This window comes from Paracoccus sp. SM22M-07, from assembly GCF_001887735.1.
Taxonomy (GTDB): domain Bacteria; phylum Pseudomonadota; class Alphaproteobacteria; order Rhodobacterales; family Rhodobacteraceae; genus Paracoccus.
On sequence record NZ_JPKW01000007.1, the window covers coordinates 103,176 to 114,096 of the forward strand.

Here is a 10,921-nt window from a genome sequence, read left to right on the forward strand (position 1 = left end):
GAGCGCACTAAGCATGGATTTTCTACAAGACAGACCTTCCATAGTTCAGGGACTGCGCCGCTAACATTCGCCTCTGTTGCTAACGGTTGCCCAAGAGCAAAGCACGACGGACAACTCTCTGCGATTGCGGCTGCCTCGGAGGTGGTGGAGAACAGCAGCTATTGCAGATTTTTGCTGATGCGATGCCGTAGCCTTACAGGCCGCTGTCCGCCCGAAGAAGACCCACGCACTTAGGCGCGCTAGGGTCGACGGAGCTGATCGCGCTCACGTCAACCGCGGCCAGTGCGACCCGCCACAGTCCATGTGTTGTCGTGGTGCCTGGTGGCATGGCCGGGACAGGTCCCGGCCATGATTCAGCAGGGTCGGCAGCAACATATCCAATTCAGGTCGGGTGCCCGCCGCAGGCCGTTCAACGCTCCTTCTGAATCGGGACCGGGACGTCAGCCGCGGGCCGCAAGGATGCCGTCAGGCATCCGCGCAATTGCCCGACAGGGCGATGGAGCGCCTCCCCGGCGCAAGGGGCAGACGGTAGCTCGAAGAGCTACCTACAGTCTGTCACTGTAGCTAGCTTTTGCGGCGCTGAGTTCATGGGGTGAAGTTCAAGCTTAGTTCTTGTGGAACAGGAGGGCAACACCCAGCTCGACGAGTGGGGGAACACTAGGAGGAAGCTATGTCCTATCAGTTCGTCCATATCGAGTGCTACAGCGCAAAACCGAGACAGGCCAAGCGCGGAAGCGACCACTTCAACTCGGCAGAGCAGGTGTTCGCGGAAGCCGCACGGGAGGCGCGATATTCGGCGCATGTTCCCTCGCCGCGACCGGCGCAGCGGATTGCCGGGACCAGATCGGTGGAGGAACTCCGCGTGCTTTGGAGATCCCTGACTGCCAATACGAAGGTAATGCAACCCTCGGGCAAGGGTGACAACAAGCTGCACTCTCAGCGTTTGAGATCGAACGCAAATACGCTCTACACAGAGATCCACTCACACCCGGCCAGGGTCGAGGATATCTGGGGCGGCAAATCGCCCGAGACTGAACAAGAGGTCAAGGCATGGATTGGTCGTGTCCTGAAGCACTTCAAGCAGCGCATGCCAGCGGGCATCGAATACGTGGTGGTGCTTCATACCGATGAGGAGCATGTGCATCTGCATATCCTGGCGCTGAACGTCAAAGATCCGAAGATCGATGCGAACAAGCTTCATGTCGGCAAGCTGGCAGCGGATCTGGTTCGCAAAGGCCCGGAGGCGACGACGCCCATGCCGAGCCTGCCCCGCCCCGAGTTGGAGACAAGACCGAAGAAGCCCAAGAAGTTCAAGCCCAGCAAGAACCGCAAGACGCAGGCCAAGAACGATATCGCATATCAGGAAAAGATCGCAGCCTGGGAAGCTGAATGTGCGGCGTGTGAGGAGCGGAATGACGTGCTGCTGGCGGATTGGCGCGAGCGCAACAAGGCCCATCTTCAGGAGCATCGCCGCACGGAGGATCGCCCTGCTGAGAGCAAGGCCTATGCGGCTGCGCTACGTGCTTTTCAGGATGACTATCACACGCATGTCGGTGCGCCCTGCGGTCTGCTGCGTGATGGGCCGCGCAAGGCTCGCAAGACCACCAAGCAGCATGCCGCCGAAAAGGAGACGGCGAAGCGAAATGCGAAGCTGATCCAAAGCCAGAAAAGCATCCATGAAACCAACCTCAAGTTCGCCCAGCAGAATGCGGCAGCTGAGGCTACCAATGCGGAAACGCGGGCCACCCTGGAGGCACGGGAACGGGAACTGGCGGCCGCCGAGGCAAAGGTCAGTGCCCGAGAGAAAGCCATAAAGGCGAAGGAGCAGGATCTGCAGAATGCCTTCGGTGGTCTGAACGCCATCATGACCGGTCTGGAGGACGGATCGGTGACCGTGACAGACAAAAAGATCAACGGAAGCGGGCTGGGGGGCTATCTTCGGGACGCGTTCTCTAAAGATGCGCCGCAGACACCCGGGCATTCGCTGCTCAGGCGCTTCGTCAGCTTCGTCATCAGAACCTGGAACGCCATCGAAACCCGCGATGGGCCTGAGATCAAGCAGGACTATCGGGACGGGCCTTCGATGTAATGAGGGCATAAGGCGGTGGGATGCGTCCGGTGCGCATCAAGCTCGCTCATAATGGGGGCGAAGGGCGGATAGTGGCCTGTCACAGGTCCAGCAGGGGTCTGGCGTATGCCGCAGAAGCGGACGTTCGTTCCCGCCGCACTACCCCTTCTGCCGCAATCGACCTGAAGAGCGGATTTCTGACGTTCTCCGTACGTGCGAACCAAGCCTTGCCAAATCGTGGAAGCGGACCTACCGCCAAGATCGTGTCGCCAAGCCTCGGCTGATGTCGAAGGAAGGTCGCTGTATACTCGCTGCAATAGCTGAACTGGAGTGTTGTACTCACAATAGCCAACTTTGCCCGAAACTGTTCAGTTCGGGCTCGGAATCGACAATGCAAATGAATGAGTTTTGCTTAGAGGGTGGAAAAGCTACATCACGCGCCCACGTTACCTGGAGGTAGTTGAAAAGCAATGACCTAAGACGGTTCACGCCACCGCGAGGCTCGTGTTTAACGTAGTGACTACGGGCAGTAAGCTGGTTGCCAATGTTTGAAACTTGATACACGTTGCAGCCAGAACTCTTCAAGAGGTGCCAAGTGCAAAACTACAATTTTGACAACTTGAACGACAAGGAGTTCGAAGCTCTAATTAACGATCTTTTATCAAAGCGAGAAGGAGTACGCGTTGATCGCTACAAGCCTGGAAAAGACAAAGGCATTGATGGCAGATTTTTCACCACCTCATCCGGTGACGTTATCATTCAAAGCAAGCACTGGGCGAGTAGCTCCTTTGCTGATTTAACGCGAATATTAAGGAAAAGCGAAGCCAAAAAGGTCATAGCCCTAAATCCGACAAGGTACATTTTTGCAACATCTCAGCCGCTCTCTAAAGCCAACAAGAAGGAGATCAGAGATATTTTTGCCCCTTACATATCGTCAGACGAAGATATTATTGGGAAAGAGAATGTAAATGATCTCTTGGATGAATTTTCCGAAGTCGAGAGACGGCATTACAAGCTTTGGCTTGCAAGCTCAAACGTGCTGCACCGGATGCTTAACTCTGCATTGACGGGGCGGAGTGAGGCTAAGAGGGATGCTATAATTGAAGCAGCTAAGCGATATGTTATCACCGAAGCCCATGGTGCGGCGCTCAAGAAGTTAAACGAAGTTCATTCTGTCGTGATTACCGGAGAAGCCGGCGTGGGGAAGACAACCCTCGCAGATCAACTGGCGCACCACTACGTGGGGCTGGAATATGAGTTGTGCGTAATCGAGGACGACCTTTCGGAGGTCGAGGCGGTCTACGAATCTGGCAAGAAGCAGCTACTGTACTACGATGATTTTCTTGGAAGAAACTATCTTTTGGCAATTGAGGGGCGTAAAGATAGTCGAGTTCTTGACCTTATAGATCGAGTTGAACGGGACAAAAATAAACGCTTCATCCTGACATCTCGATCGACGGTTCTTAATCAGGGGAAGGTTTGGAGCGACCTGTTCGAAAATCGAAAAATCGACCGAAAAGAGTTCGAGGTTAAAATTTCGTCACTTAGCCTCTTGGACAAAGCAAATATACTTTACAATCACATATGGTTCGGCGGTATTGGCGAGGAGTTTGTGGATGAGATATATAGGAACAAGCACTATCAGGACATTGCGGGTCACAAGAATTTCAATCCCCGCCTTATATCATTTATCACCGACTCGGACAGGCTTTCTGAAGTGGCGCCAGATGCGTACTGGGAGTACATCAGCTTAAAACTGGAGAATCCGCAAGATGTATGGTCTGACGTTTATAGCAGGCAAATCGATGATTTTACGCGGGTAGTCATAAACTTGGTCGTTTTGAATGGCGGGAGTATATCTGAGATTGACTTGGCGGATGCATTTCGGGATAGCGCTTTACGAGATGGAACTGCCAATCCAAGCAATGTTGCAGATCACTTTGCAAGGACTTTACGGGGCGCAGTCGGGTCCACGCTTTCGCGAAATTTGAACCCACGATCTGGCACGGTTACTGTTGGGTTGTTCAACCCCTCTATTTTGGATTTTGTCCTACCGAGGCTTGCAGATGATCGCCATGCGCTCTCCACCTTTCTGCAAGCCCTGAAAACCACAAGATCTATTGACAACTTTTCCAGCTTGTTAGCAGATAAAAGGGTTTCCAAGGATGCGTATTTAGCTGTAGTTCGTGAGCTTTGCTACAAATGTCTGAATTTCAAAATTGGATCGCAAAAGCCGAGTTACTTCTGGCGTCTCGCCCATTTGGCGTTTGCAGATGCGATGTGTCGCGTACTGCTGCCGACCGAGAAATTCGCTCCTGAGTTGCGTCACATGCTGGTATCGGACCTTTGCTCAGGGAGCGGCTTGGAGATGGCCTGCGAGGTGCTTACCAGCTTGCTGAAAATGAAGGTTGAAATAATACCAAGCTGTAGTTTGAATTTCTTGACTTGGGCAATCGACAAGGCTGATGGCGTTGCTGAGTTTGAGAAATTGGGCGTTTTAATTCAAGAGTTGGAGCACGTCAGCCTTGAAGGTTTGCCTGAAGTTAATCTACGTTACAGAAAAGCGACGCTCGAGCATTGGGAGGAAAATGTAGAACATTATATTATTGAAGATAACGTTCTAATAAGTTTTTTTAGCGATGAGCAATATGGTGACGCAGTAAACTGGGCGCGTGAGTACATCGACCTGCATTCCGGAAATTTATCTTTTACCGATGAGGAGGTGGATAAAATCTTGGATGGCATCGACTTCACTCAAATTCAGTACAGCAATCAAGAAGCATCATATGAAGGTCATGAAAATTTCGAACGACCAATGCAACACTTGAAGGTAGAGGCTTTACTATCTCCGCAGGATAGAATCGATGACCTTTTTGACAGAAGCTGACGGAAAGGTTTCTTGTGCCCATTCAACGCAAAAAATACACATTGCACCAGTGACGATGTGGAGTGCGTCATCAGCTCGAAGTTCGCCAATTGAGAAAACGAAACGGGCGTCGGAGAGTTTGTAACGCTTGTGCTATGCTCAAGCTTTACAATCTGGTGTGGATACAATCCGCTGTTCTGCGTCAATATCGGGCCGTTCGAAGTTCTCCTCTCAGCCGCTCCCCCTCCTTCAGACAGCGCTGCAGGATGTCACGAATGGCCGTTTAGCGGAAGCTGCGGAGCGGCAAAGGCACGCAACATGGGGGTCTGGTATGGGCCGAGTGCGCGAGTCCGAGGCTGCCCCGCCCCCGTACCGACACCAGTGCCGGCCGATCGACGTGAAAAGTTCTGAACCGACACTCGTGCAGGCCGCTGCATGGGAGGCCTCTTAGCAGCGGCTGCATCGCACTCAGCCAAAGTAGATCTTCGGGACATACTAGGTATACTGTTCGTGCAGAAAGCTCGCCGGGCTATCGTTATATAGCTTTCTGAATGTATTTCCTCGCAATCTCCCGCGACTATACCACTACATCCAAGAGGTGAGAATTGCCAAAATCCAAGCGACCGCGTAAAGACATTACGCCAATTAACAGACGGAAATTTGAAAAGGGGACTATCCGATCACCCTTTCATCCTTTGAAATCCATATCTGCGCTGCAATGGTCATCGTGGCTCGACGATTTTCTGCCGAACATGCTGTGGGCAGCGATTTGCGTGGGTAATATGAAGCGGGATGAGGCGCTTCAATTGTTTAGAGAAGTTTGCCACTGTGGCGCCAAGGTTTTAAGCGGAACGAATGGAGCCCAGTTAGGTCATAACTTCCTTGCGACCTTGCCATACGAGGAGTTCGAAGAAATTTTTGCTCCGATTAGGGGAAATACGAAAGCGAACGAGGCATGCGCAGCAATTGGTCTTATAAGCAGCCTGCCGGATCACTTACACTGGAAACGCCTCTTTCCGGACGCCAAAGAGCTTGAGCCACTTGCGGTAGGAATAGCTACTTGTCTTGATCATCACTCACAAGAAGCAACGGATGTGCGGTGGGCCAAGGTCTATTTTATGATTAGTTGCGGGCGGGTTCACGCGCCCCCAAACTTTATCGAAGAAGTCGTTAAATACCCTAACCTTGGGGATATGCGAAAGGTTCGGCCCTCCATCCGCGCATTCGAAATGGTGATCCGCAATATTGAGTCCGGGACAGAGCGCCCCGAAGGTGTTGCCCAGCCCCAAACGAAGCAATTCTGGGATGAAATGATGAACAAAACCTCGTGCATTATTCCGAAGCGTTCGCCGCATGAGAGAGCTTCTGTCGACGCAACTCGCATGAGCATTCAAAGCACGCTCTCCGAACTGTGCGACCACTTCATGACGAACGTCAAGACCACATCGATTGATCCTCGACTGGATGGGTCATTCGGCCTCACAATAAATATGCTGACTTTGGCTATGGAGTTGTCCGTCAGTCCATTAAACAACTTCGCTTCGGGACGAATAATTCTAAGGACTATTGTAGAAAATTATATAACCCTTAAATATCTCGCCACTAAAGACGACGAAACGATTTGGATGCAATATCGGAACTACGGATCCGGACAGACTGCGCTTGCATTCTTAAAAAACACATTTGCAGAAGAGACGCCTGATTCAATTGACATAGAGCGTCTTGAAATGTTGGCGAATGAGGACGCGTGGCTTGAGACAAAAGACATTGCTGTGGGAAATTGGGCAAAACTCGATCTTCGCAAAATGGCGACCGATGTAGGAGTTAAAGATGTGTATGATGCATACTATGATTGGACTTCGGGGTTTGTTCACGGTCATTGGGGAGCGGTAAGAGATTCGTCGTTCACCGTTTGCATGAATCCATTGCATCGTCTTCACCGGATACCCGCTCCAGGAAATCCAATGCCATCGGTCCTGAGTGACTGTTGCAAGCTATGCAACCGCAGCTTGGAAGAGATTAGTCGATTGTTTCCCTCTTTCAAGCCACGAATAGATTGGAAGGCAGATGCTGCAGAAGCTTGATGCAGATTATTGTTGATCGACGACTGTGGCCTAAACTTATTATTTGACTTGCGAATTCAGCGAACCTCTACTCCCACCTTGCGCGTCGCTGATGTTGCGACTTCGAGTGGTTTGCGCGGGCGCAGCGAACGGCAGAAAGGTCCCGCCTAGCAGGCCGTGTCTGGTCAATAGCGCTGCGGCACGCACGAAGGTCCGGTCTGGGGATGCTGCACCGCAGCGCCCGTCATGGGCTGACTGGCGGCTACGGGCCGAGTGCGACGTTTTACCTAGTTACATTTAGGTGTTGTCTGGTGCTCCTTCACTTGGCTGTTCTGAATAAACCGACGGAACAATGTCCTTGCGACCAGCCTTCATCGGAACGATGATGGTGCAACACATATCACGGTGCAAATCCGGTCGATGTGACGAATTTATCGATAGCTCAATGACTTGCGGCTGATCCGGTGGAATCCTACCGCCCCAGCCAACATCTTCTAAGTCGTTGAACTAGAGCGTCTTATCGAAGACGGACAACCGATCTGGACCATTGTCCATCATCACTATCCATCATGGCATCTGTGTCCCCAACCAAGGGGCCCACCATGGGCATCGCCAATTTCATCTTCCACCGCGGCGCGATCTACACGTGGCGTCGCCGCATTCCCAAACGTGCCGATTCAGGCGCGGTGAACCTGCAGGTGTCCTTTCGCACCGCTTGCTCGTGGACAGCGCGCAGGCTGGCCGTCATCGTGACGGCAGAAAGTGAGAAGGTATTCGACCGCATGGGAATGGATGGTCTTCCGCCCGCCGTTCCGCCCCACTTCCCCGCTGACGGTGGACGGTGCCCGGGCCAGATCATGCGCGATTGCACTCAAGGTCAGACCAGCCGCAAGCCCGCGAGAGACCTCTTCCCTCTCGCGCAACGTCAATGCGATCCGGGATCGGACGCGTGCCGGGGGCTGATACCGCCCGTGCGTGCCAGATGGGGAAAATTTGACGAGGACGCGCGCCCAAAACTTCGGCCGATCGAACCTAACGACTCTCCACGCTGCCATCGATCCCACATCTCCGATTTTTGTACCTCGGTGTAGAACATCCGCGTGCGATACTTCATGACTGACACTCCATCTTTGCAAAAAGACTAGAATGTTGCGGCCACCCGTCGAATCCGCACCCGCAGAGCAGACTGTGCTGGTCAATCTCGCTGCGCCAGGCACGAACGTTCGGTCTGGGAACGTTGCACGGCCACGCGGTACATGAATCGACTGCCTGCTAAGGGCCGACTGCGCCGATTGCAGCCTCCCGCGCACGCGTTCCGACGCTTGGGGCGACGGATCGACGTGAAGAGCTCCAAGCCGCCCGTCGCAATACTGGTCAGAAATCGCAAGGTCAGTATATGATTGGAAGTCGCCCCAAAGCATGAAGTAATGAAGCTCCCCATGCTTTCGGCAATTTTATGTCGTGTTGACAAAAGGGATTCACACTGCGCCGCAAGCGTGATTCAAGCTGGTATCTTTGATGGAGACACGCCTCGCGCGGATCCGGCCGAAGATTGCATGCGGGTCCGGCGGGCACGGTCTGGTCGCGCCCGGCCGGCTGGAGATCACCGTTTCGGCCTGCCTTTGGCCAAGACCGTCGCCAATCTGCGCGACAACGGCGCGCTTTCCGTCACCTTCGTGGACCCTGAAAGCTATCGAGCCTTTCAGGTCAAGGGGCGCGGTGCCCTTCGCGACGCCGATGCGGACGACTGTGCCCGTGCCGTGGCCTATGTCGTGCAGCTTCGCCAGCGCCTCGTCGGGTTCGGGATCGAGGGATCGGCCATCGATTTCTGGCTGACGGCGCGTAATATCGTGATGGCCACGCTGGATGTGGACCGCGTCTTTGAACAGACCCCGGGTTCCCGCGCCGGCACGGTCGTGACATGAGCCTGCGCCTGAGCGACCTTCGGGATTGCTTCGAGGGTGTGATCCCGTCGATCATCGCGACGACCTCTGCCGATGGCGTCCCCAATGTCTCGTATCTCAGCCATGTCGAGGAGGTCGACGATCATCACATCGCGCTGTCGAACCAGTTCTTCGGCAAAACTGCGCGCAATCTGCGCGACAATCCTCAGGCCTGCGTCATTCTGGTCGACGCGGCCAGCGGCCGTCAGGCGCGGCTGGCGGTGACCTGGTGCGCGACGAGGCCGAGGGACCCTTGTTCGAGGCCATGACCGCAAGCCTTCGCGCCTCAAGCGCCCAGGTCGGAATGGCCGACATCATGCGCCTTGCCAGCGTGGCGGTCTTCCGGGTCGACGCCATCACCGCCATTCCCCACCCCGAGGGCCTTGAGGCTCAGACCCAGCCTGCCCCACCGCCGCGCCCGAGCCTGGAACGGGCCGCCGACGCCATCACGCGCATCACCGCCGAAACCGAAACGGCCGGGATAGTCGATGCCGCGCTGGATGGCGCCTGCAGGCTGCTGGATGTGCCGGCGGCCATTCTGTTCCAATTCGATCCCGAACGACAGATGCTGGTGACGATGGCAAGCCGCGGTTATCCACGGACCGAGGCAGGCTCGGAAATCGCCATGGGTCACGGCATCGCGGGCGCGGCCGCAGCGCTTGGACGACCGATCCGGGTCAGTGACATGTGTCGCCTGCGCCGCTTCGGGGCAGCGATCCGCGACACCTCCTCCCCCGAGTAGGAAACCCGCACGATCGCTCTGCCGGGCATGCCCGAGGCCCAGAGCCAGCTTGCCGTGCCGATCCATGTCAAGGGAGCGCTCTACGGCGTCCTGTTTGCCGAAGGCCCAAGGCGATTTGCCTTCGGCCGAGACGACGCGGCGGCCCTGTCGATGATCGGCAATCACGCGGCCGCAACGCTTCCGATCAGCGAAATCATGGCGCGCGAAGCACTGCCAGCCCTGCCAAGGGTGGGCGCAAGGCTGCCGAAGGAAAGTTTCCGTGTCGTCCATCACACGGTCGATGACAGCGTCTTCATCGACAACGACTATGTGATCCGCGGCGTGGCCGGGCGGCTGCTGGTCTATCTGCTTGAACGATATCTAGTCGAAGGCCGCGCCGAGTTTTCGAACCGCGAGATCCGGCTGGCACCCGAGCGCCGGCTGCCGGATTTCAAGGACAATCTTGAAACCAGACTGCTGCTTTTGCACCAGCGACTGGAGGAAAAATGCTGCTAGGTGCGCCTAGTCCGCATGGGCCGGGGGCTTGTTCGTCTTGAGATGACGCACCGCCCGGAAATCAGGCGCGCGCCCTAGGACCGAGGGTCCCATCACGCCCCCTCGGGTCTCTTTTGAAAACCGGACGCCGCGGCATGCGTTGTTTTTGCCCCGTGCCGAGGCTCATCAGATTGACCATCGACGATGTCGAAACGCGGAAAAATGGCGCCGGTCAGAGCTAGCTGGGACGCCAGACGGGAACGGGCCTGTCACGCTGGCCGTCGCCCCAAGTCTTCAGGCAGCCGTCAGGAGTACCGCATCGAAGCAAGATGCCGTCAATACATCACCTGGTGCAATGTGATCTCGATGGGTTGGTCCGCCTGGAACCGGGCGCTGCCGCGCGCCAGCAGCCAACCATCAGCCCGTGTCATCCGGGCGACGATCTGCGCCGTGCCCGAGCCTGTCCTGGCGGCGGGCGATGAAACGGGAACAGGGACGGCGATCTTTCGATCTTTGCCGGTGCTGGTCACGCGCCACGTCATGTCCTGAAGGGCGGTCTTGTCGGCCATGGCCGGGTCTTCCAGCGTGATGTCGATTGACCCCTTGGGGATCTGGTTCCCGCCCTCGAAGGCCAGGATCACCCGAATGTCGGTGGACGGTTCGGAATGGGCCTGCCGTGCCATCAGGACCGCACCGACGCCCAGCATCAAGGTGCGGCGTTTCAGATGGTCGTTCATGATGCAAACCTCTCCGGATGGAATTGGA

General features: G+C 55.4%; 9 protein-coding genes and 1 pseudogene. 8 read left to right on the top strand and 2 right to left on the bottom strand.

Annotation, left to right across the window (positions count from 1 at the left end):
- Nucleotides 1-670 precede the first annotated feature (670 nt).
- From IE00_RS11980 to IE00_RS20890, 4 genes and pseudogenes are all read left to right on the top strand, one after another.
- Nucleotides 671-2,089 carry a Mob protein gene (locus IE00_RS11980; RefSeq protein ID WP_139291419.1) on the top strand — a complete coding sequence of 473 codons (1,419 nt, stop codon included), beginning with the start codon at nucleotides 671-673 and terminating at the stop codon, nucleotides 2,087-2,089.
- A gap of 598 nt (nucleotides 2,090-2,687) precedes the next feature.
- Complete coding sequence (locus IE00_RS11985) at nucleotides 2,688-4,955, top strand: restriction endonuclease (protein WP_205949672.1); 2,268 nt, start codon at nucleotides 2,688-2,690, stop codon at nucleotides 4,953-4,955.
- Nucleotides 4,956-5,629: 674 nt separating this feature from the next.
- Entirely contained in the window at nucleotides 5,630-7,018 is a 1,389-nt protein-coding gene (locus IE00_RS19775; RefSeq protein ID WP_139291420.1) for a DUF5677 domain-containing protein, read from the top strand.
- A 548-nt stretch (nucleotides 7,019-7,566) separates the two neighbouring features.
- A pseudogene (locus IE00_RS20890) lies at nucleotides 7,567-7,770 on the top strand (hypothetical protein); the annotation flags it as partial.
- Here the strand turns inward: IE00_RS20890 and IE00_RS20895 are convergent.
- A complete protein-coding gene (locus IE00_RS20895; RefSeq protein ID WP_083554336.1) occupies nucleotides 7,675-8,418 on the bottom strand; it encodes a helix-turn-helix domain-containing protein in 744 nt (247 codons plus the stop codon). The pseudogene IE00_RS20890 and the gene IE00_RS20895 overlap by 96 nt on opposite strands.
- A gap of 201 nt (nucleotides 8,419-8,619) precedes the next feature.
- Between IE00_RS20895 and IE00_RS11995 the strand changes: the two genes are divergently transcribed.
- The 4 genes from IE00_RS11995 to IE00_RS20365 are packed head-to-tail and all read left to right on the top strand — an operon-like array spanning nucleotide 8,620 to nucleotide 10,177.
- Nucleotides 8,620-8,922, top strand: a complete 303-nt coding sequence (locus IE00_RS11995) for a pyridoxamine 5'-phosphate oxidase family protein (protein ID WP_072297351.1) — start codon at nucleotides 8,620-8,622, stop codon at nucleotides 8,920-8,922.
- A complete protein-coding gene (locus IE00_RS20355) occupies nucleotides 8,919-9,209 on the top strand; it encodes a pyridoxamine 5'-phosphate oxidase family protein (RefSeq protein WP_205949673.1) in 291 nt (96 codons plus the stop codon). Before IE00_RS11995 ends, IE00_RS20355 begins: the two co-directional genes overlap by 4 nt.
- 35 nt (nucleotides 9,210-9,244) lie before the next feature.
- Entirely contained in the window at nucleotides 9,245-9,682 is a 438-nt protein-coding gene (locus tag IE00_RS20360; protein WP_205949674.1) for a GAF domain-containing protein, read from the top strand.
- A gap of 27 nt (nucleotides 9,683-9,709) precedes the next feature.
- Entirely contained in the window at nucleotides 9,710-10,177 is a 468-nt protein-coding gene (locus IE00_RS20365) for a GAF domain-containing protein (RefSeq protein WP_205949675.1), read from the top strand.
- Nucleotides 10,178-10,491: 314 nt separating this feature from the next.
- Here IE00_RS20365 and IE00_RS12005 read toward each other — a convergent pair whose 3' ends face one another.
- Nucleotides 10,492-10,893 (bottom strand): hypothetical protein, encoded by a 402-nt coding sequence (locus IE00_RS12005; RefSeq protein ID WP_072297352.1) that lies wholly within the window; start codon nucleotides 10,891-10,893, stop codon nucleotides 10,492-10,494.
- Nucleotides 10,894-10,921: the final 28 nt, after the last annotated feature.